The sequence below is a fragment of the Lacrimispora struthionigena genome (genome assembly GCF_048627165.1).
Lineage (GTDB): Bacteria > Bacillota > Clostridia > Lachnospirales > Lachnospiraceae > Lacrimispora.
Genome location: NZ_JBMBWP010000001.1, coordinates 1,941,941 through 1,962,040, shown reverse-complemented (window position 1 = coordinate 1,962,040; position 20,100 = coordinate 1,941,941). Strand labels below are relative to the sequence as shown.

Sequence of the window (20,100 nt, the reverse complement as noted above, 5' to 3'; positions counted from 1 at the left end):
CCGGGCCATAATTACTACCCCAGAAATATTCACCGTCTCTACTTGTCTTACTTTTTCTTTCACCATACTCATTACATGCTGCAACAGTTATAACATTATCTAATCTGCCAGGATAAGAAACGCTGCCATCATCGTTGCCAGCTGCAAAACAAACAACGCAGCCTTTTCCATTTCGGCCATTTCGTTTGGCATAATTTATTGCATTTGTAATTGTTTGGCTATCTTCTCCGCCTCCCCAGCTGTTACTAAGGACATCCGCTCCTCTGTCCACAGATTTAACAATTCCATCTGCAATTTTTGCATCATCAGTAACCCATAATCTTTCGCCACCTTCAATAACTCCATATGCAATTCTTACTCCCATTATTTTACATTCCGGAGCCACGCCGGCGATTCCTTTATTATTATTACTTTTTGCGGCCGCTATGCCTGCACAGGCAGTTCCATGGGCATCAGCACTTTTAGGAGTTGGATCATTACGCTTATAACAAGCATCATACCCGGTTACCAGTTTATCGGATACATTTAAATCTTCATGTTTGTAATCCACACCTTCATCAATGATAGCAATAATAATATCTTTATTTCCTTTTGTAATTTTCCATGCTTCTGAAATATGGATGTCTTCACCTGGAATTCCTCCTGTTTGCCCAGTATTGTTAAGAGCCCACTGCTTGTTTACATATGTATCATTACTTATTGCTGCCATAGGCTTTAGCAACCGAACAAAATTAGGCTGTGCATATATTACCTTATCATTTTCATGATAAGTATTTGCTATCTCCAATGCACTTACTGCTTTACCTTCTGTGGTTTCCACAAGATAAGAATTCTCCTCCCAATTAATGTTTTCGATAATTTTAACATTATTAGATTCATTAATATTATTAATTTCTTCTCTTGTCACATCCGGTTTAAACTGGATAATAAACTGATTTGTAAGAATCATTGGTGTTTTATCTTCTGCTTCTAATACCAGAAGATCATCATCTTCTCGCTGTGTTTTTCTTGAAAATGAAGTGGTTTTTGAAACTTGACTTATTGTCTCTAATATAATACCATTTTTCAAATCAGTCGTTTTAGGTTTCAGGTTAGAGGTAAAAGATTTGTATTTACTTTCCCCATAACCATTCTCTTTAGATGCCCGATATGTTTCCGATTTTTTTAAGGTTATTTTTTTTCCATTGCTCCAATAATTAAATTCCATAATAATTCTCCTTCTATTATTTTTTGAATTTGCAAATTCAATAGTAAGAAAGAAAAATTATGTTATATTTGTAAACTAGAAACGTCTTTAAATTGGAAGTATCGGTATAATGTAGAATTCATTGTATTTTTTTCTATTTACATTAATAAAATTCTAAGACTAAAAAAATAGATATATGACTCTCAGCACCCAAATTATTTCTCATTGTAATCCCATTTATATACGTTTATAATAATTATACAAAAACTGTACATACATTGCATAGCAGACCGCGCTTTTATCCTTTATGATAGGAATTACGGAGGAACGAAACATGAATAGCAGTAAAACTTTTGATGATGTAATACAATACCTTGAGAAAAGCATTACCGACGGTTCTGAAATCGACTATAACAAGATTTCCAAAATAGCCATGAGTCCGGCAGCTTTATTCCAGCGCATTTTCATATTCGTATCAGGTATCAGCATTGCTGATTATGTTAGAAAACGCAGATTAACATTGGCCGGATATGATTTAAAAAACAGTGATATTACCGTTTTGGATGTGGCAATTAAATATGGCTTTCACTCCCATTCTGCTTTTTCACGGGCATTTAAAGAGCATCATGGAATTACACCATCAGAAGCCAAGTCGGATACTGCTAAACTGAGTAATTATCTTCCGATTAATTATCTGGAAATGAGATTTATAGGAGGGAAACGGATTATGGCAGATATGAAAAAGATTATTTACAAAGAAACAAAAGAACGCCTGATGGTAGGTTTGGGCCGAGAGACATCATTTTTTGAAGCGGGGAATGTATGGAAAGAATTCTTTGAAGGGGAGGCAATCGAAAAGCTGGGTTCTCTTTCCGATTCAACCTGTTGCGATGATATAGATCCTAATGCTGGTATTGGTATGATGTATAATTTTAAAGATATGAATAATTTTGAATTCATTATTGGAGATTTTATAAATGTAAATACCGAAATTCCAGAAGGTCTGACTGCGAAACATGTTCCCGCAGGTCTAACTGCCCACATTCAGATTGAAGGAAGCAATGTTGCCGAAATACTTGATTCCGCATATTTACTAATCACGGAAGCCATTGAGAAAACCGGTAAACAAATTGATCAGGAACATTTCTACTGGTGTGAGGTATACACAAACGAACGTTATTGTGAGCCTTTAAACAGGGGTGAAAAGGTTATTATTGATTATATACTTCCAGTCATAGATAACAATTAAATACAGGGAAATAAAAACAGGTAAATGGTACCTTAACAGGCTAACCTGCCACAGTACCATTTACCCTTAGTGATCCTTTACTAACGATTCGCCAGTTCTCTGGTAATATCCTCCCAGGTCACTCCCTTTTGCGCCATCAGAACCATCATATGATAAAGAAAATCAGAAATCTCATACTTCACTTCTTCGGAATTAGGATTTTTCGCAGCGATAATAATCTCAGTCGCTTCTTCCCCCAGCTTTTTTAAGATCTTATCAATACCTTTATCAAAAAGGTAATTGGTGTAAGAACCTTCCTTGGGATTTTCTTTTCGGTCAAGAATGACTTCAAATACTTCCTCAAACACTTTTAGCGGATTGGAGTCCTGGTATTCTTTCTTTACCAGCTCCTGATAAAAACAGCTTCTGGAACCCGTATGACAGGCAGCCCCAATCTGATTTACCTTGGCAAGAAGGGTATCGTTGTCGCAATCCAGTGACAGTGATTTTACATACTGATAATGACCGGAAGTTTCACCTTTCAGCCAGAGACTTTGACGGCTTCTGCTGTAATAAGTCATCAGTCCGGTTTTTAATGTTTCTTTAAACGCTTCCTCATTCATATATGCCAGCATGAGAACTTCACCGGTCCGGTAATCCTGGGTAATAACAGGAATCAGTCCATCTCCGTTTAATTTAAATTCAGAGAATTCTATGGAACTTTCAAATGTTTCCACTGGGATCCCCTGTATCTTTAATTCCTGTTTCATCTCCATACAGCCGGTTTTTCCATCAGAAATGCCAATAATTCCTGTAATGTTCTCTCTTTTTAAAGCATCTGCCAGGAAACAGGAATCGTCACTAAGTCCTGTTACAATAAATATCTCTTCCCGCACAGAAACCTCATCAAGCCCTTTCTCTGAAAGAACTGCATTTCCTAGGATCATAACAGACGCTCCCAGCTGGGCATATTCTTCCGTATGAGACAGATAGGATATGTCAGGTAAATATGCGTAAATCTTATCGTCACCAAAACGGTCGGAGGCTTCCTTCATCATATCCACATTTTCTTCCAGACTTACATCAAGAAAAGCCGCTTTGGCACCCGCATACAAATATTTTTTTACATCTTCCAGGCGTTTTACCTTTCCGCCTGCAAGAACAGGAATATCTGAAACTCTTCCAATCTCTTTCATGAGACCAATAGTGCGTTCATGATCTGTTTCCGTTTCTGATATGTCAAAAAGAAAAAGTTCATCTGCACCATTATCTCCAAAAAAGCAAGCCAGAGAAAGAGGACGTTCCTCATAACATACAGACAAATCATCAAGTCTCCACGCTTTCCCTTCCCGTATTCCGAAACCTGCAATTAATTTTTTACATTCCATCATATTTCCTCCCTTGATGGTCTTTACAGTTCAAAGGTTTTAACAGCCTCCGAAAGATCAATCCGCTTTTCATACAGAGCTTTTCCGATAATCGCGCCCTGAACGCCTGCCTCGTATAATTGTTTTAAGTCTTCCATGGAAGACATACCGCCGGAGGCGACTACATCAAGACCTGTTTCATCTGTCAGCTTCTTTGTATATGCCACATTTGGGCCGGTAAGCATTCCGTCCCTTGAAATGTCAGTATACACAATGTGGCGGATGCCGTACTCCTTCATCTGGGAGCAGAGATCTGAGGCTGTAATTTCGCTTACTGTTTCCCAGCCCTCTACTGCTACCATTCCGTCCTTGGCATCTACCCCCAGCACGATCCGTTCAGCTCCAAACTTTTCAATCATATCACGTATAAACTCCGGCTGCTTTACCGCTTTCGTTCCAATAATCACCCGGGCAACCCCTAATGAAAGCATGGAAGCAATGGCTTCTTCACTGCGAATCCCTCCGCCGATCTCCACAGGAATCGAAACCGTGTTCACAATTTTGCGTATTACTTCCTCATTAACCGAATGTCCGGCCAGTGCGCCGTCCAAATCAACCAGATGAAGATAGGTAGCGCCCTGTTCCTGCCACAGTGCTGCTATCTCTTCCGGTTTATCAGAATATACGGTAATCTCTTTAAATTCACCTTGCTTTAAACGAACACACTGTCCGTTCTTTAAATCGATTGCTGGATAAAGCTGCATATGGGTTCTCCTTATAATGTACCTTTTGTTGACAAAACTCCGTTGATCCGGGGATCAGGCAAAGTGGCATCATCAAGCGCCTTAGCAAATGCCTTAAATACCCCTTCAATAATATGATGATTGTTATCCCCTGAAAGCTTTCTGATATGAAGATTCATTTCTGCAGAATAGGATACGGCATAGAAAAACTCCTTCACCATCTCTGTTTCAAAGTCTCCTACCCGCTCCGCAGTTAAAGGCACATCATACCCCAGATAAGGCCGGCCGGATAAATCCACAGCGCACAAAATTAAAGTCTCATCCATGGGCAGTATCATATTTCCATAACGCTTTATGGATTTTTTATCACCCAGAGCTTCTTTAATGGCAGCACCAAGTACAATTCCCGTATCTTCAATGGTATGGTGTGTATCTACTTCCAGATCCCCCTTAACCGTTAGCTCCAGATCAAAAAAGCCATGACGGGCAAAGCTATTTAACATGTGGTCAAAAAATCCGATGCCGGTATGAATGTTGGCAATTCCGCTCCCGTCAATGTTAAAATTCATCTGAATATCGGTTTCTTTGGTTATTCGAGATATTACTGCACTTCGTCCCATATCTTTCTCCTCTATTCCTGGATTTCATCCTCTTCAAACCGTATTTTTACAGAATTGGCATGGGCTGTCAGCTGCTCTGCCTGTGCAAAGAAGTCAATCTCTTTATACACATCAGCCAGTGCCTCTTTGGAATAGTAAATAATACTTGATTTTTTGATAAAGTCGTCTACACTGAGAGCGGAGAAGAATCTAGCGGTACCATTAGTTGGAAGAACATGATTTGGTCCTGCAAAATAATCTCCCAAAGGCTCAGAACTGTATTCACCGATAAAAATGGCGCCTGCATTATGAATTCTGGTCATATCTTCAAACGGATTCTTCGTAACAATCTCAAGATGCTCTGGAGCAATCTCATTGACTGCCGATACCGCATCCTTCATATTATCTGCCACAAGAATGCAGCCATAATTGTCCAGTGATTTATTAATAATCTCAGATCTGGAAAGCTTTGAAGCCTGCAGTCTCGCTTCTTTTGAAACCTTTTCTGCCAGTTCCATGCTGGTAGTTACAAGAATTGCAGAAGCAAGCTCATCATGCTCCGCCTGGGACAGCAGATCCGCAGCTACAAATTTGGGATTCGCACTCTCATCTGCAAGAACTAAAATCTCGCTGGGTCCTGCGATGCTGTCTATGCTGGCATGACCGTAAACTGCTTTTTTAGCCAGTGCCACAAATATATTACCGGGACCTACGATTTTATTGACCCTTGGAATGGACTCCGTACCAAAAGCCAGAGCAGCAATTGCCTGGGCTCCGCCCACCTTATATACCTCAGTCGCTCCTGCAAGATGAGCAGCCGTCAGCGTAACCGGATTTACTTTTCCATCCTTTCCGGGAGGCGTTACCATAACGATCCGTCCCACGCCCGCCACCATGGCTGGTATAATATTCATCAGTACGGAGGATGGATAAGCTGCCTTTCCGCCCGGAACATACACGCCCGCGCTCTCAAGCGCTGTTATTTTCTGGCCAAGAATGGTTCCGTCCGGTTTGCTGTCAAACCAGCTGTACTGTCTCTGCTTTTCGTGGAACAGCCGGATATTATTCATGGATTTTTCCATGACTTCCAAAAGCTTCGGATCCACTGACTTTACCGCTTCTTCGATTTCCTCTTTCGTTACACGGATATTTGTCTCGTTCACTTCTGCTTTGTCAAATTCCCTGGTATAGGCAAAAACTGCTTTGTCTCCCTCTTCCTTTACCCGATCTACAATCTCCTGAACGGTTTTGGCATACGAATCATATTGGTTGGGATCTCTTTTTAACAATCCGGAAAGAATATTCTGTTTGGATGTCTCGTCTAATTTTACAATCTTCATTGGTTTTCCTCCTGCAGCAAAAGTCTCAAATCCCGGATCAGCTTTGTGATCCTGTCATTTTCCCGCTTCATGCTCACCTGGTTCACCACCATACGGGCAGATAGGGGGCAGATCTCTTCCAGTACCGTAAGCCCGTTCTCCTTTAAGGTTGTTCCTGTTTCCACGATGTCAACAATGACCTCAGAAAGGCCAACGATGGGAGCCAGTTCAATGGAACCATTCAGCTTAATAATCTCCACAGTCTGATGCTTTTTATTGTAAAAATAGTCCTTTGCGATAGCCGGGTATTTGGTAGCTACACGGATCCGTTCATGGTGCTTTAAAAGTTCACTGGCTGACTGGGGTCCGCAAACGCACATACGGCAGTTTCCGATTCCCAGATTCATCACCTCATAAAGCTTTCTTCCCTCTTCCAAAATCGTGTCCTTACCAACGATACCGATGTCAGCGGCACCGTATTCCACATAGGTGGGAACATCACTGGCTTTTGCCAGGAAAAAACGGATTTTCAGTTCTTCATTGGTAAAGATCAGCTTCCGGGAGTCCTTATCTTTCATCTCTTCGCAGGTGATTCCAATCCGTTCGAACATTTCAAGTGACTGCTTGGCCAGACGCCCTTTTGCCAGGGCAAATGTCAGATATCTCATACGTACCCCCATTATTTTAAGTATTCTGAAAGCGGAACCACATCCATACGCTTTAAGTCAAGATTGATTACGGTTACCGATATTCCTTCCTGATCCAGATACAATAAATTCTTTAAGTCCCGCCGCATGGCATATTCTTTATAAGCTTCTATGGACCGCTCCGTCTTCTTACACTGGAGCTGAACCGGAACCTTTAGATTACGAAAATGTTCTGCCAGAGAAATGGCATTCTCTCTTGATTCCTGCTCATAAAGAATCATGGTGTTTGTCATGGAAACCTCTGTTTCAATCTTCTGCCTGCTTAAAGCCAGCAAAAGTTCATCTACAGAAATACCAAATCCCACAGCTGGGGAATCCTTGCCAAATTGTTTTAAAAGGCTGTCATACCGGCCTCCGTTTACAATATAATCCCCTGTACCATACGTATAGGCCTTAAATATAATTCCGGTATAATACTGATACTGGCTGAGCATTCCAAGATCATAGGAAACATAATCAGAAAGCCCGTAATGCTCCAGAATCCGGTTCACTTCTTCCAGACGGCTGATGGCTCTTAAAGCCCGCTCATTGGAAGTCAGTTCCCTGGCAGCCTGTATCTGCTCCAAAGAGCCAAAAAGCTCGGGAAGCTTTAAAAACACCTGTTTTAACTCCTGGGAAATAGGCTGGGTCATGACTAACTCTTCCACACCAAAGTAATTCTTATTTTCAATCAGTTCCCGAAGAGTTTCTTCCATCTCCTCATCCATACCGGCTTCTTCCAACAGCCCTTTAAAGAAATCAACCTCTCCCAGTTCCACCTGAAACTCAGTCAGTCCGGTAGATTTCAGTGCCTGAATTACCATTGCCAGGATTTCTCCATCTGCATCCGCTGAATCATCACCAATTAATTCAACACCTGTCTGGCTGGCTTCTTTCAGCCTTCCCTGATAGCTGGAATTGTTGATAAAGGTGCGCTCCACATAGCAAAGCCTTATGGGCATATCCTCATCCAGAAAATACTTGGCGGCACATCTGGCGATGGCCGGCGTTTCATCGGGCCGAAGTACCAGAGTGTGGTTATCCCGGTCAAAGAACTTGAACATTTCCTTCGCCTTTACGCTTCCTCTGGACTCATTAAAAATATCAAAAAATTCAAAGGTAGGAGTTTCTATATCCTGATACCCGCAAAGATGAAACTCTTTCAGCATCTTTTCCTGGATGACTGCTTTTCTCGTACACTCTATTCCATAAATATCCCGGACACCATCCGGCGTATGTAACAGTTTATTAGCCATAACAACCTCCAACCGCTCAAGAAATTATATTTCATGTAAATCAAATTCAGTCTACTTTCATATAGTAAAGTGATAATTTAATAACGTGTAGTTTATTATAGGCGAGAAATATATTCTTGTCAATCTCTTCTGTCCAAATCTTTTTGGATCAGTTCCAGATAGTGAATCAGAATATCCCTGCAGCTGGATATTTTCCAGGTCTTATCCAGTTCCTCATAGGTAAAGCTTTTTCTTCCCCCTGCTTCCATTCTTTGAAAATAACACTGAATCTGGTCAAAGGGAAGGTAGTAAACTTCATTTTTATGAGTATAGGATACGATAATAAATGCGATTCCGCCCTGTTTTTCAAATTCCTCCATAAAAGTAACCTGGTGTGGGTGAATATTCTGGAGCGGAAACGTTTCAGATGCACATTCCTTTGCATCAAAGCAGACAGGAATTCCCTGAACGGCTCCAATATAATCCACCGTACTTTTCTGGTCAAAATAGGCCAGGGTAATATGTCTGCTTTCTTTATCAATGGAAATCGGTGTAATGGGAGTTGGGATTTTCTGAATCAGAGCCAGCCCTTTTTCCCGATAACTGTCATTGCTCCGGTTAATCAGTTCCTCTAACGTGGAACCTCTTAACCCTCTTGTTTTCCAGGTACCCATCTTTATTCCTGCCTCCATTCCCTGCATATGGCAGAATAAACAGGAGGAAGGGGTGCGGTAAATTCCTTCCCTGACAGATAAGAAAGGGGCTCCGAAAGCCGGGGTAATACCAGCTGATAGGAATGAAGAAGCTGTGACTGTACTTTGTAAAGCCTCTTTGCCTCTTCATTGACCCTTTTATCTCCGTATTTATAATCTCCTACGATCGGATGCCCAATGGAAGCCAGATGAGCCCGGATCTGATGGGTGCGCCCAGTGATCAGCGTCACACGTAACAGCGTATAGTCGCCGTAATAACCCAATGGCACATATTCAGTCGAGATTGGCACGCTGTCTTTAAATTCACTGGTACGGACAGTGACCTGATTGGTCTTTTCATCCTTGGAAAGAAACCCGTTAATCATCTGTCTCCCTGCCACATGCCCTTTCACCACACACTGGTAATACTTGTGAATGGACCTGTCCTTAAACACCTCTGACATAATCTGGAGACCAGCCAGGGATTTTCCTCCCACTACAAGACCGCTGGTATTTCGGTCCAGACGGTTACAGACGGAAGGCCGGAAGCTTTTTAACTGTTCTGTGGATAAATCGCCTTTTGAAAGGAGATAATCAATCAGATATTCCACAAGGGATTCATCGGAATCCTTAGCTTTTTGTGACAACATTCCTGAAGGCTTATTAATCAGAATAATATGATCATCTTCATATATGATGCTTAATTTAACCTTACTTACCTTGGGAACCTTAACCTGGGAAAATTTTTCAATGGTCTCATCGGAAAGAAACAGTTTGATCTCATCTCCCTGGGAGAGCTTTTCAGAACCGTCGCATTTTTTCCCATTTAAAGTGATGTTCTTTTTCCGCATCATCTTATAAAGAAAGCTTTTCCCTGCAAGATTTAAATATTTGGACAGCAGCTTATCAAGCCGCTGCCCTGCTTCATTCGTTGATACAATCACAGACTGCATAATGGTTCCCTCTTTTACTGAATTTTACATGGACAGACTCTTTAACAGGGTAACTGCCTGATCAGATCTGTCATTTTCTTCATTTTTCTCTTTTGTTTTCAGACTGCTTAAACGCTTAAAAAAGGAATTTTCATCAAATATCACTTTTACATTATAATCCAGCTTATGCTGGTTCAGCATCTGTTTTATATATTGTTCCGCTTTATTCGAATCTGTCTTGTTAGCAGTGCAGTAAGCAAAGATTTCACCCGGCATAACCAGTATCACATCCATTGGCAGGAGCTGATCCTTCGATGAAATAATAAGATCATACAAAAGGACTCCTTTTTCTTCATAGGCAGAAGCCTTTTTTTCAAGCATTGGAGATAAAGACCGGTACTTGAAAGAAGCAAGCAGAGGTGCTGCTATATTAGCCACTGGCAGGACGGAAAGAATTGCCATCACAGTTAGCGTATTCTTTAAAGCAGTGCTACCGGCAAATTCTCTGAATATTAACTGAATGATGATGAGAACTGCCCCGATCAATACCTTTAACAGTTCTTTCTTTTTGTGGTAATCCCGGTAACCTGACTGCCCTTTTAAGCATCGTTTCACTTTCGTACCCTCTTTCTTTATCTTCGGTTGTCCACTACCCCCATAAATCCTTTCATGAAACAAAGTACTATGGAATGGGGAACTGTCTTACATAAAAGCCGGAAAAACTTCATGGTCGTTCCGTATACTGAAACCGGTCTTCCCATCATACTGTCACGTAAGGCAAGGCGCACGACTTTTTCAGGATCAGCCATTACTATTTTTTTATAGAAGGGAATTCTGCCTGTCGCCTCGGCAACATCAAAAAATTCAGTTTTGACAGGACCTGGACACACGGCAGTTACAAGAATCTTCCTTGGTTTTAATTCCTCATTTAGCGCTCTGCTGTAGCTTAAAACAAAGGCTTTGGTTGCTGCATAGATAGCAAAGCCAGGCTGGGGCAGAAAAGCAGCTGCAGATGCAAACTGTATGATTCTGCTATTTTCTGACATATAGGGAAGTACCATATGGGTCACTGCACAAAGTGCTCTGCAGTTTAAATCCACCATTCCAAGTTCATCATTTAAATTGATGGAACCTGCCGCCCCGATCTTTCCATAACCGGCAGCATTGATTAACCACTTTACCTCTGGTTTTTCTTCAAATAAAACATCCTGCAGACACTCAAGTCTGCTGTCATCTGTTAAATCAATGGCAAATGATCTTACCTTCACCGGTACAAGAGGAGATAATTCTTCAATCCGCTCCTGTCTTCTGGCAATTGCCCAGATCTCTCCGATGCCGCCAAAGCGGTCGGCAATCTGCATGATAAACTCTCTTCCCATACCGGAAGACGCTCCTGTTACGATAGCTACCTTCATCATGATCCCTTCTTTCAATCAGACATTGTTATTATTTTTTAGTTGATTTCTTATGGACATTGCGGATGGTCTTTTTCTTTCGGTCTCTCTGACCTCCCGCTGGGCTTTCCGTCCTTTTCCCGTTTCCATTATCTTTTCCCGTTTTCCCCTGGGAATAACCAGGCTTAAAACCAGATTTAGGGCGAATCAGGCATTTCTTATCAAAACCAATCAAATCAGTTCTGCCAGCTTTTGTTAATGCCTCTTCCACCAGTTCATAGTTTTTTGGATTCCGGTATTGGATTAATGCCCTCTGCATCGCTTTTTCATGGGGATTGGTGGGAACATAAACCGGTTCCATGGTTCTGGGGTCATAGCCTGTGTAATACATGCAGGTGGAAATGGTAGAAGGCGTGGGATAAAAATCCTGAACCTGCTCCGGCATATATCCAAGATCCCTAAGATACTCGGCAAGTTCAATGGCTTCCTTTAATCCCGATCCCGGATGGGATGACATTAAATATGGAACCAGATACTGTTTTAACCCAAGACGGCCGTTCATATCGTTGTATTCCTTTACGAACTTACGATAAACATCATTTCTCGGTTTGCCCATTTTGCTGAGGACATTGTCCGCTACATGCTCCGGTGCCACCTTTAACTGACCGCTGACATGATATTCACAAAGCTCTTTTAAGAATTTCTTACCCGGATCTGCAAGCACGTAATCAAAACGGATTCCTGAACGGATAAATACTTTCTTTACCTTGGGTAAATTTCTTAACTTTCTCAAAAGCTCAATATAATCGGAATGGTCTGCCCTTAAATTCTTACAGGGTTCCGGAAACAGACACTGCTTATTGGGACAGGCGCCTTTGCCGATCTGCTTTTCACAGGCCGGATAACGGAAATCTGCAGTGGGACCGCCCACATCATGGATATAACCTTTAAAATCCGGTTCATTGGTCAGCCATTTCGCTTCCTCAATCAGGGAATCATGACTTCTGGCCTGAATAATCCGACCCTGATGGAAGGTAAGGGCGCAGAAGCTGCAGGCTCCAAAACAGCCGCGGTTGCTGATAAGGCTGAACTTAATTTCTCTGATCGCCGGTACTCCACCAAGTTCTTCGTAGGAGGGGTGATAATTTCTCATATAAGGCAGGGAATAAACCCGGTCCATCTCCTCTGTTGACAGCGGTTTTGCCGGTGGATTCTGAACCACATATAAATTGTCCTTGTATGGTTCCACAAGACGTTTTCCAATAAATGGATCTGTGTTACCATACTGAATATAATAGCTCTTTGCATACTCCAGCTTGTCTTTTTTCATACTGTCATATGAGGGAAGAACCTGCGCGTCATACACCGATTCCAGGCTGTCTGTTTTGTAAACTGTTCCCTCTACAAAGGTAATATCCCGAATGTCAATGCCGCTGTTTAACGCATCTGCGATTTCAACAATGGATTTCTCCCCCATTCCATAGGAGATTAAATCTGCCTGGGAATCAATCAAAATGGAGTGTTTCAGACGGTCTGACCAGTAATCGTAATGAGCAAGACGCCTTAGACTGGCTTCAATTCCCCCGATTATAACAGGTGCTTTTTTATAAACAGAGCGAATGAGATTGCAGTAAACCGTAGTGGCGTAGTCCGGACGCTTTCCCATAACTCCTCCGGGAGTGTAGGAATCCTGTTGACGTTTTTTCTTGGAAACGGAGTAATGATTCACCATGGAATCCATATTTCCGCCGGAAACCAGAAATCCAAGCCTTGGCTCACCAAGAACAGAAATGCTTGATGGATCTTTCCAGTCAGGCTGCGCTATGATTCCCACCTTATATCCATGTGCCTCTAACAGACGGCTGATTATAGCGTGTCCAAAGGACGGGTGGTCTACATAGGCATCCCCTGTTACATAGACAAAGTCACATTGTTTCCACCCCCGGATATTCATGTCCGCCCTGGTGATCGGTAGATAGTCGTGCATCATGATTGAACTCCATTTCTTTTTAACAGCTGGTAATAATCGTAAATAAAATAATCGGCAAGTTCCCGTTTTTCCGCTTCCATTGCTTTGGAAAATTCGTCATCTATGGCACAGACTGTCATTCCGGCACGTTTCCCTGCAAGTATTCCTGCCGGAACATCCTCGAAAACCAGACACTGTGACGGTATGACGTTAAGCTCCTTTGCCACCTTTAAATAAATATCCGGTGCAGGCTTCCCTGCCGCAACCTCGCAGGAAGTAGCTACTATACTGAAATACTTCCCGATTTTTAAGGAATCAATCACCGCATCCACCATCTCTCTGCCGTTGCTGGTAGCAATTCCCATGGAAAGACCCTGAGATGCCAGATAAGCCAGAAATTCTCCTGCGCCTGCTTTTAAGGGGACTTCATTTTTATATTTATCCAGAGACATATCCGTCCAGATTCTCTTGATCTCTTCCAGAGATTCTGTAAGCTTAAAACGCTCTTTAAAATAAAAGGCAGTTTCCGTAAAGCTCATTCCTTCAATCTCTTTTTCTAAATCTTCCGGACAGGGAATTCCCCTGCTTCCTAAAAATTCTATATCAATGGATTTCCACATCCACATGGAATCCACCAGGGTTCCATCCAGATCAAAAATCACAGCCTTTTTCTCATTTAACATCTTTTGTTTTTTCTTCCTTTCCATGGCTCTTTAATAAGTCAATCTCTTCTCTTGTAAGGGGACGGTAATCTCCCGGCTGTAAATTCTCATCCAGCTTTAAACTTCCCATAGAGAGTCTCTTTAAGTATACCACACTGCACCCCAGCGCTTCAAACATTCGTTTTACCTGATGGAATTTTCCCTCCCTGATGGTAAGAAGAATGGTGGATGGATTTCCGTATTCCAGAATTTCAAGACGGGCAGGCATGGTTAATGTCCCATCTTCCAGTTCCACTCCCTCCTCCATGCGCTTTGTTGCATCTGCAGGAATCTCTCCGTCTATTTTAGCATAGTACACCTTGTCCACATGCTTTTTGGGAGATAAAAGCTGATGAGCCAGATCTCCGTCATTGGTAATGAGAAGAAGGCCTTCTGTATCAATATCCAGTCTTCCTACCGGGAACAAATCTCCCCGCTTACGATCGGTAATTAAGTCAATCACTGTCTGATACCGTTTATCTTCTGTCGCTGATACAACCCCCTTGGGCTTGCACAGCATATAATATTCTACTTCTGCGTAGGAGATGGTTCTTCCGTCAACAGCAATGACATTCTGGTCGGGTATAATTTTACGGTCGGATTTTTTCTCTGGAATTCCGTCGACGGTAATTCTGCCTTTTCTTGCCATCTCTTTGATCTGACTTCTTGTTCCTTCTCCCATTTCAGTTAAATATTTATCTAATCGAATTTCTTTCATCACTGCCACCGCCATCCCGGATAGTATTTATTTTTAAGGGTATCGCCATTGCCTTTTGCAAATCCCAGAGGGAATCCATCTACGCAGATTAAGCACCAGCCCTTTATTCGTTCTTCCGTTTCTGTTAAAAAAACAGTCTCTCCTTTTAAATACCGGATCACTCTCTCATCTTCTTTTTGAAATGAAAGAGTTTGTTTAAATTCTCCCATTTTTAAAGACTGAGCCAGCGCCTGAGAGGGTTCAAACCGTTCTTTTTTCATCTCGCCAAGGCAAAGACCTGTTCGCAGATAACGGAGTTTTCCTCCGTTTTCCGGAAAATATTCCGGAAGATAATACACGCAGTCATTCTTTATCTCAATACGGGAGCTGATGAGAGGTTTTGATATCAGGGAAAGAAACTGGGAAAGCTCTTTAGGAAGCTCTTTTTCCTTTTTCCTTCCTGTCTTTGCTTCTTCTGTCCCAACTGATCCGCCTTTTTTCCTTAAAAGTGCCATAAAATGGCCCTCCCCCTTAATTTTATGGGGAAACAGACGCAGGCAGCCTGACAGACCGATTCCGTCGGAAGCGCCTTCAAACAGCGGCAGCTTTACCAGTTCCATATCAGTATGGTTATCCAGGATCAGGCGGATGATATCTTCGTTTTCACAAATGGAGAAGGTACATGTAGAGTACATCATAAGTCCGCCGGGAGCCAGCATATCCACTGCATGTCCAACGATTTCTTCCTGAATCGCCGCATAGTATTCCGGCCCATGCTCTTCATAGCTTTTTACCATATCTGCGTCTTTTCGAAACATCCCTTCTCCGGAACAGGGTGCATCCACAAGAATTTTATCAAAGAAACCAGTAAATGTGTTTTTTAACTTTTGTGGCTCCTCGCTGGTAACACAGATATTTTCGATTCCCCACAGCTCCAGATTTTTTAACAGTGCACGTGCTCTGGAATTGCTGATATCATTAGAGACAAGGATCCCCTTTCCCTTTAACTTTGCCCCAAGTTCCGTGCTTTTGCCTCCCGGAGCAGCACAAAGATCCAGTACTTTATCTCCCGGCACGACTGGAAGCATATGTGCCGGTGTCATGGCGCTGGGTTCCTGCAGATAATAAAGTCCGGCATAATAATAAGGATCCTTTGCAGGACGCTGCTCTCCTTCATAATAAAATCCGTTGTTGATCCATGGAACAGGATGAAGCCTTAACGATGTCATTTCCACAAACGCTTCGGGTGAAATCTTCCATGTATTGACCCGCAGTCCGTACAGTCGTTCTTCCTCAAAGCTATTTAGATAGGCCTTGTAGTCCTCTTCTCCCAGCAAGTCCCTCATTCTGTTTAAAAATTCTTCCGAAATCTTGATTTCTTTCACTTTTTTACTCCCATTTCATCTCTATGTAAGCAATCTTAATATACTAATATGAATATTTCAACCGGTATTTCTCCAGATATTTTAATACCCAGTAGGGGTTTACACTCATCTCTTCGTTGTTGTCCGTCCGGATATAGATACCCAGATGAAGGTGTACATCAAAATTGCCGGTAGTGCCTTCTACTTTACTGTATCCGGTATCACCCATAAATCCCAGCAGTTCTCCTGCAGTCACCTTATCACCTTTTTTCCACTCTTTGCTGTAACTGTAGAGATGGGCATAATATAAATATGCCCCTCCAGGAGCCCGAATCCCCAGCCGCCAGCCACCCTTTTCCAGCCAGCCCACCTTTTCCACCACTCCGTCGCTGATACTGATGACAGGATAGGTTCCTCTTGGTTTTGTGTTTCCCATCACATCACAGCCTTCATGTCCCCGTTCTCCTCCATAGCTGCGGCTTTCCATCCAGGCGTTTTGAAATTTCACATCAGGAAAATCAGGATTGGCATTTTCAGGTACCGGAAAATATTTTAAATCACCCAGTATAATTTCATATGCCTTTTTTAATTTCCGGTACTCAGCAGGCTTTATTTTTAAAAGTCTGTCGGTATGTACGGTTAGATCCTTTACTTTTGTCAAATCATACTGATGCTCTACCATCAGGGAAGTCAGGGTATCGTAGTCGATATCGTTTAAATCAGCAACGATATTTCCAAGCTGCATACTTCTGAAATCATCGCTTTCCCAGGTATAGGCATTCAGCTGATAAAACGTCGGATTATTATACAGATAATCAATCATGGTCACATGAAATACAGAAAGGATCAGGATTAAAAAAACAATCACCATCATATCAATCTTGCCTTCTCAATATAATTGTATAAAACAATCTATTCAGGTGCGTATGAAAAAATCCTTTTTCCGTCTTCTTTCTGTAGCCGCACTCTTTGCGCTGCTTCTTTTTCATGATACCGCATTTGAAGGAGCCAAAAGCGGACTGATTCTCTGGGGCAGTGTGGTAGTACCCACGCTTCTTCCGTTTATGATCTGTTCCAATGTAATTGTTTCCCTAAATGCCATACATATTCTGATTTTTCCAGTCAGACAGCTTCTGCACCGTTTCTTCTGTCTGTCTGATGCCGGGTGCTATACCTTTGTCTCCGGACTGCTCTGCGGCTATCCCATGGGTGCTAAAACCTGCAGCGAATTTATGGATGCCGACCGGATTACACAAAAGGAAGGAAAATACTTGTTAGCAATCTGCAACCACCCAAGTCCCATGTTTCTTTTGGGATATGCGGCCTCTGGTCTGCCAAAGAGTGTACCGGTCTGGATGCTCCTGCTTTGCATTTATGCCCCAGTCATACCAGTAGCACTGGCTGCCCGGTTCTGTTACAAGGTGGATCGTCCATTCCGCTCCATGCCGGTTTCAAAAGAATCTGTAAAGACTTTCGATGAAAGCCTCATGAGTTCCTGTGAGGTAATGGTAAAAATCGGCGGATATATTATGCTTTTTTCCATGCTTGCTTTCTATATTACAAAGCTACCTGTTCTTTCTCCCGAATATAAAGCAGTGCTTCTTGGTTTTGTGGAAATTACCACAGGAATCCAGGCTGTTTCCCATGTATTCTCCGGTACAATGGGTGGTTTATGGATCAGCGGGGCAACTGCCTTTGGAGGTTTATCCGGTGTGTTTCAGACAAAGAGTGTCATAAAAAATGCCGGATTATCCATCCGGCACTATGTAGCATGGAAAGCATTACATACTCTCCTGACAATTCTACTGTTTATTCTGCTGACCCGTTTTCCAATCCTTCTGCCGTCTGCATAACAGCTCCTGTCAGTTCCTGACGGTTGGAAGAAACAATATCATAGCTTGACTGCATGGAAGTCATAAAAGCGTCAAAACGTCCCTGTGCACCCTCCATGGAGTGACTGATGATCGTCTGCAGACTCTTTAACATATCATCTGTATATTGAACAGAGCTTTGACGAATGCCGTTTGCATCGGCAACTGCCTGTTCAACGATCTGCTGTGCCTGAACCTGAGCCTGTTCAATAATCTCATTGGCCTGGGCATAGGCTTTTTGCATAATCTCGTGTTCATTTACCAGTTCATTGGTCTGGGCATTGGCCTGGGCTAAAATGGAATCTGCCTGCTGACGTGCTTCGCCCATGATTGCATCTCTGTTGCTGATAATCTTCTGGTACTGCTTGATCTCATCCGGAATTCGAAGGCGAAGTTCCACCAGCAGCTCTTCCAGTTCATCTTTGTTTACCACAATCTTGCTGTTAGAAAGGGGCTGGTACTTACAACTGTCAATATATTCTTCGATTTCACCGATTAACTGTTCAATTCTGCTCATCATTATACGGACACTCCTTGCTTTATTTCGTTCTATCTTCTATTTTTTTCCTTACACGTTCTGCTATTTCTTCCGGCACAAACGCGTTTATCTCACCGCCATAAGAGGCAATCTCCTTCACAATGCTGGAGCTTAGATAGGAATACTTTAAATTCGTTGTTAAAAACACAGTATCCACCTCTGGTGCAATCACCCGGTTTGTCTGTGCAATCTGCAATTCGTATTCAAAATCTGTTACAGCGCGAAGTCCGCGGACTACCGCATCCGCCTGATTGGCTCGTACAAAATCTATCATCAGCCCGCCAAAGGATTTTACTTCAACATTAGTAAAATTACTAGTCAGGCTCTTTAACATATTAACACGTTCTTCTACAGAAAACAACGGAGTTTTGGAATAATTATTTAAAACCCCGATAATTAAATGGTCACACATTCTTGCCGAGCGCTCAATGATATCAAGATGGCCAAAAGTCACCGGATCAAAGCTACCCGGATATACTGCTTTTCTCATATTGTTACTTCCTTTTATTTATTCTTTTCCTGTTCTTTTAACAAACACATGCTTATTTGTTTTGTAGTTTTTCTCCTTCATCATCTCGTAGCCCATAGAGTTAAGATAATCAAAATCGGTATCAAGGGACGCTTCAATAATGATGGTGGTTTCTTCTCCGATTAAAGAGGAATCAGTAAAATATTCCAAAACTCTCTTTTCCCATTCCATGCGGTATGGTGGATCCATAAAGACTACATCAAACTGATAGTCTTTGCCTTCCAGCCGCTTCATTGCAGTCAGTACATCGCAGTTCATCACCAAGGCATCGGTTTCCAGCCTGGTAGTTTTTAAGTTTTCCCGGATGCATTCTGCCGCTTTAGGGTTTTGTTCCACAAAAACTGCCAGCTTTGCTCCCCTGCTTAAAGCTTCTATTCCAATCGCTCCGCTTCCGGAGAATAAATCCAGAAAGCAGCAATCGTAAATACTGTCATGTATCATATTAAAAAGTGTTTCTTTTATCCGGTCGGTTGTCGGTCTCGTATCCAGACCTTCTATGGTCTTTAAAATAAGCCTTCTGGCTTTTCCAGCAATTACTCTCATATACTACGTTCCTCACATTATTTTTCCAAACTATTATAGTATGAATACGGAAATTATACAACAAAAAAAAGAAAGGAGCTACAGCCCCTTTGTAATCAAATGAATGATTACTGGCTGTAGCTCCTTTTGAATTGTTACAGATTATTTTCCTGCAATCTGTCTTTCATAGGCTTCGATCATTTTCTTAACCATATATCCGCCTACGGAACCATTCTGTGCGGAAGTTAAGTTACCGTTGTATCCATTTGTTAACGGTACTCCTAATTCGTTTGCTACTTCCATTTTGAAACGATCCATTGCTTCTTTTGCTTCTGGTACATTTGTAGTGTTAGATTTTCCTGACATAATTAAATGCCTCCTTTTCATCTATTCACCATGTTCGTAAATCTTTTTTCATGGTGTGTTTTGTGCTACACTCCTATTATGGCTCTAATAAGGTGAAATACACTAGAAGGTTTTTCGTAAAATGTTATTTTCAGGAAAAAAATGAACCACTTCATGTAATTT

General features: G+C 42.0%; 22 protein-coding genes. 2 read left to right on the top strand and 20 right to left on the bottom strand.

The genetic code is table 11. The features are described 5' to 3' along the window. Positions 1-1,207: S8 family serine peptidase (locus ACOAOT_RS08835; protein ID WP_420216625.1), on the bottom strand; the 1,207-nt coding region annotated here is incomplete at its 3' end. 313 nt (positions 1,208-1,520) lie between these two features. Here ACOAOT_RS08835 and ACOAOT_RS08830 point away from each other — a divergent pair. Further along, positions 1,521-2,435, top strand: a complete 915-nt coding sequence (locus ACOAOT_RS08830) for an AraC family transcriptional regulator (protein WP_420216624.1) — start codon at positions 1,521-1,523, stop codon at positions 2,433-2,435. 80 nt (positions 2,436-2,515) lie between these two features. Here the strand turns inward: ACOAOT_RS08830 and hisIE are convergent, their stop codons facing one another. The 15 genes from hisIE to ACOAOT_RS08755 all read right to left on the bottom strand — a co-directional run bounded on the left by hisIE (position 2,516) and on the right by ACOAOT_RS08755 (position 16,986). Further along, complete coding sequence (gene hisIE / locus ACOAOT_RS08825) at positions 2,516-3,805, bottom strand: bifunctional phosphoribosyl-AMP cyclohydrolase/phosphoribosyl-ATP diphosphatase HisIE (protein ID WP_420216623.1); 1,290 nt, start codon at positions 3,803-3,805, stop codon at positions 2,516-2,518. 20 nt (positions 3,806-3,825) lie between these two features. Next, a complete protein-coding gene (gene hisA / locus ACOAOT_RS08820; protein WP_420216622.1) occupies positions 3,826-4,545 on the bottom strand; it encodes a 1-(5-phosphoribosyl)-5-[(5-phosphoribosylamino)methylideneamino]imidazole-4-carboxamide isomerase in 720 nt (239 codons plus the stop codon). 11 nt (positions 4,546-4,556) lie between these two features. Continuing rightward, a complete protein-coding gene (gene hisB / locus ACOAOT_RS08815; protein ID WP_420216621.1) occupies positions 4,557-5,144 on the bottom strand; it encodes an imidazoleglycerol-phosphate dehydratase HisB in 588 nt (195 codons plus the stop codon). 11 nt (positions 5,145-5,155) lie between these two features. Then, on the bottom strand, positions 5,156-6,463 hold the full coding sequence (gene hisD, locus ACOAOT_RS08810; protein ID WP_420216620.1) for a histidinol dehydrogenase: 1,308 nt from the start codon (positions 6,461-6,463) through the stop codon (positions 5,156-5,158). Beyond that, positions 6,460-7,110 (bottom strand): ATP phosphoribosyltransferase, encoded by a 651-nt coding sequence (hisG, locus tag ACOAOT_RS08805; protein WP_314461044.1) that lies wholly within the window; start codon positions 7,108-7,110, stop codon positions 6,460-6,462. The genes hisD and hisG overlap by 4 nt, the downstream gene beginning before the upstream one ends. An 11-nt stretch (positions 7,111-7,121) precedes the next feature. Then, positions 7,122-8,384 carry an ATP phosphoribosyltransferase regulatory subunit gene (hisZ, locus tag ACOAOT_RS08800; RefSeq protein ID WP_420216619.1) on the bottom strand — a complete coding sequence of 421 codons (1,263 nt, stop codon included), beginning with the start codon at positions 8,382-8,384 and terminating at the stop codon, positions 7,122-7,124. 119 nt (positions 8,385-8,503) lie between these two features. After that, positions 8,504-9,037, bottom strand: a complete 534-nt coding sequence (locus ACOAOT_RS08795; protein ID WP_104436195.1) for a Holliday junction resolvase RecU — start codon at positions 9,035-9,037, stop codon at positions 8,504-8,506. A 2-nt stretch (positions 9,038-9,039) separates the two neighbouring features. Beyond that, positions 9,040-10,008 (bottom strand): RluA family pseudouridine synthase, encoded by a 969-nt coding sequence (locus ACOAOT_RS08790; protein WP_420216618.1) that lies wholly within the window; start codon positions 10,006-10,008, stop codon positions 9,040-9,042. 24 nt (positions 10,009-10,032) lie between these two features. Beyond that, positions 10,033-10,602: an O-linked GlcNAc transferase-like protein gene (locus ACOAOT_RS08785; RefSeq protein ID WP_420216617.1), complete on the bottom strand. Its 570-nt coding sequence runs from the start codon at positions 10,600-10,602 to the stop codon at positions 10,033-10,035. A 17-nt stretch (positions 10,603-10,619) separates the two neighbouring features. Beyond that, the gene (locus tag ACOAOT_RS08780) at positions 10,620-11,402 is read right to left on the bottom strand and encodes an SDR family NAD(P)-dependent oxidoreductase (RefSeq protein WP_420216673.1); all 783 of its coding nucleotides are present in this window, start codon (positions 11,400-11,402) and stop codon (positions 10,620-10,622) included. Positions 11,403-11,433: 31 nt separating this feature from the next. Beyond that, entirely contained in the window at positions 11,434-13,371 is a 1,938-nt protein-coding gene (locus ACOAOT_RS08775; protein WP_420216616.1) for a YgiQ family radical SAM protein, read from the bottom strand. Continuing rightward, on the bottom strand, positions 13,368-14,033 hold the full coding sequence (locus ACOAOT_RS08770; RefSeq protein WP_420216615.1) for an HAD family hydrolase: 666 nt from the start codon (positions 14,031-14,033) through the stop codon (positions 13,368-13,370). The genes ACOAOT_RS08775 and ACOAOT_RS08770 overlap by 4 nt, the downstream gene beginning before the upstream one ends. Next, entirely contained in the window at positions 14,023-14,769 is a 747-nt protein-coding gene (locus ACOAOT_RS08765) for a pseudouridine synthase (RefSeq protein ID WP_420216614.1), read from the bottom strand. The genes ACOAOT_RS08770 and ACOAOT_RS08765 overlap by 11 nt, the downstream gene beginning before the upstream one ends. Then, positions 14,769-16,133 (bottom strand): RsmB/NOP family class I SAM-dependent RNA methyltransferase, encoded by a 1,365-nt coding sequence (locus tag ACOAOT_RS08760; RefSeq protein WP_420216613.1) that lies wholly within the window; start codon positions 16,131-16,133, stop codon positions 14,769-14,771. Before ACOAOT_RS08760 ends, ACOAOT_RS08765 begins: the two co-directional genes overlap by 1 nt. Positions 16,134-16,176: 43 nt before the next feature. After that, positions 16,177-16,986 carry a M23 family metallopeptidase gene (locus ACOAOT_RS08755; protein WP_420216612.1) on the bottom strand — a complete coding sequence of 270 codons (810 nt, stop codon included), beginning with the start codon at positions 16,984-16,986 and terminating at the stop codon, positions 16,177-16,179. A gap of 52 nt (positions 16,987-17,038) precedes the next feature. On the opposite strand from ACOAOT_RS08755, the gene ACOAOT_RS08750 reads away from it, so the two are divergent. Next, entirely contained in the window at positions 17,039-17,965 is a 927-nt protein-coding gene (locus ACOAOT_RS08750) for a nucleoside recognition protein (RefSeq protein ID WP_420216611.1), read from the top strand. Here the strand turns inward: ACOAOT_RS08750 and ACOAOT_RS08745 are convergent. From ACOAOT_RS08745 to ACOAOT_RS08730, 4 genes are all read right to left on the bottom strand, one after another. Continuing rightward, positions 17,922-18,503: an HrpE/YscL family type III secretion apparatus protein gene (locus ACOAOT_RS08745; RefSeq protein WP_170823606.1), complete on the bottom strand. Its 582-nt coding sequence runs from the start codon at positions 18,501-18,503 to the stop codon at positions 17,922-17,924. The genes ACOAOT_RS08750 and ACOAOT_RS08745 overlap by 44 nt on opposite strands. A 19-nt stretch (positions 18,504-18,522) precedes the next feature. Next, a complete protein-coding gene (gene coaD / locus ACOAOT_RS08740) occupies positions 18,523-19,011 on the bottom strand; it encodes a pantetheine-phosphate adenylyltransferase (protein WP_420216610.1) in 489 nt (162 codons plus the stop codon). 18 nt (positions 19,012-19,029) lie between these two features. Beyond that, positions 19,030-19,593 carry a 16S rRNA (guanine(966)-N(2))-methyltransferase RsmD gene (gene rsmD / locus ACOAOT_RS08735; RefSeq protein ID WP_420216609.1) on the bottom strand — a complete coding sequence of 188 codons (564 nt, stop codon included), beginning with the start codon at positions 19,591-19,593 and terminating at the stop codon, positions 19,030-19,032. 141 nt (positions 19,594-19,734) lie between these two features. Further along, the gene (locus ACOAOT_RS08730) at positions 19,735-19,938 is read right to left on the bottom strand and encodes an alpha/beta-type small acid-soluble spore protein (protein WP_104436182.1); all 204 of its coding nucleotides are present in this window, start codon (positions 19,936-19,938) and stop codon (positions 19,735-19,737) included. Positions 19,939-20,100 lie beyond the last annotated feature (162 nt).

Coding starts and splice junctions, on each gene's coding strand:
- hisB (WP_420216621.1), bottom strand. CDS start 5,144: ATGGGACGAAGTGCAGTAATATCTCGAATAACCAAAGAAACCGATATT.
- ACOAOT_RS08765 (WP_420216614.1), bottom strand. CDS start 14,769: ATGAAAGAAATTCGATTAGATAAATATTTAACTGAAATGGGAGAAGGA.
- ACOAOT_RS08795 (WP_104436195.1), bottom strand. CDS start 9,037: ATGGGTACCTGGAAAACAAGAGGGTTAAGAGGTTCCACGTTAGAGGAA.
- hisA (WP_420216622.1), bottom strand. CDS start 4,545: ATGCAGCTTTATCCAGCAATCGATTTAAAGAACGGACAGTGTGTTCGT.
- coaD (WP_420216610.1), bottom strand. CDS start 19,011: ATGAGAAAAGCAGTATATCCGGGTAGCTTTGATCCGGTGACTTTTGGC.
- ACOAOT_RS08745 (WP_170823606.1), bottom strand. CDS start 18,503: ATGATGAGCAGAATTGAACAGTTAATCGGTGAAATCGAAGAATATATT.
- hisD (WP_420216620.1), bottom strand. CDS start 6,463: ATGAAGATTGTAAAATTAGACGAGACATCCAAACAGAATATTCTTTCC.
- ACOAOT_RS08730 (WP_104436182.1), bottom strand. CDS start 19,938: ATGTCAGGAAAATCTAACACTACAAATGTACCAGAAGCAAAAGAAGCA.
- ACOAOT_RS08775 (WP_420216616.1), bottom strand. CDS start 13,371: ATGATGCACGACTATCTACCGATCACCAGGGCGGACATGAATATCCGG.
- hisIE (WP_420216623.1), bottom strand. CDS start 3,805: ATGATGGAATGTAAAAAATTAATTGCAGGTTTCGGAATACGGGAAGGG.
- ACOAOT_RS08790 (WP_420216618.1), bottom strand. CDS start 10,008: ATGCAGTCTGTGATTGTATCAACGAATGAAGCAGGGCAGCGGCTTGAT.
- hisG (WP_314461044.1), bottom strand. CDS start 7,110: ATGAGATATCTGACATTTGCCCTGGCAAAAGGGCGTCTGGCCAAGCAG.
- ACOAOT_RS08755 (WP_420216612.1), bottom strand. CDS start 16,986: ATGATGGTGATTGTTTTTTTAATCCTGATCCTTTCTGTATTTCATGTG.
- hisZ (WP_420216619.1), bottom strand. CDS start 8,384: ATGGCTAATAAACTGTTACATACGCCGGATGGTGTCCGGGATATTTAT.
- ACOAOT_RS08770 (WP_420216615.1), bottom strand. CDS start 14,033: ATGTTAAATGAGAAAAAGGCTGTGATTTTTGATCTGGATGGAACCCTG.
- ACOAOT_RS08780 (WP_420216673.1), bottom strand. CDS start 11,402: ATGAAGGTAGCTATCGTAACAGGAGCGTCTTCCGGTATGGGAAGAGAG.
- ACOAOT_RS08830 (WP_420216624.1), top strand. CDS start 1,521: ATGAATAGCAGTAAAACTTTTGATGATGTAATACAATACCTTGAGAAA.
- ACOAOT_RS08750 (WP_420216611.1), top strand. CDS start 17,039: ATGAAAAAATCCTTTTTCCGTCTTCTTTCTGTAGCCGCACTCTTTGCG.
- rsmD (WP_420216609.1), bottom strand. CDS start 19,593: ATGAGAGTAATTGCTGGAAAAGCCAGAAGGCTTATTTTAAAGACCATA.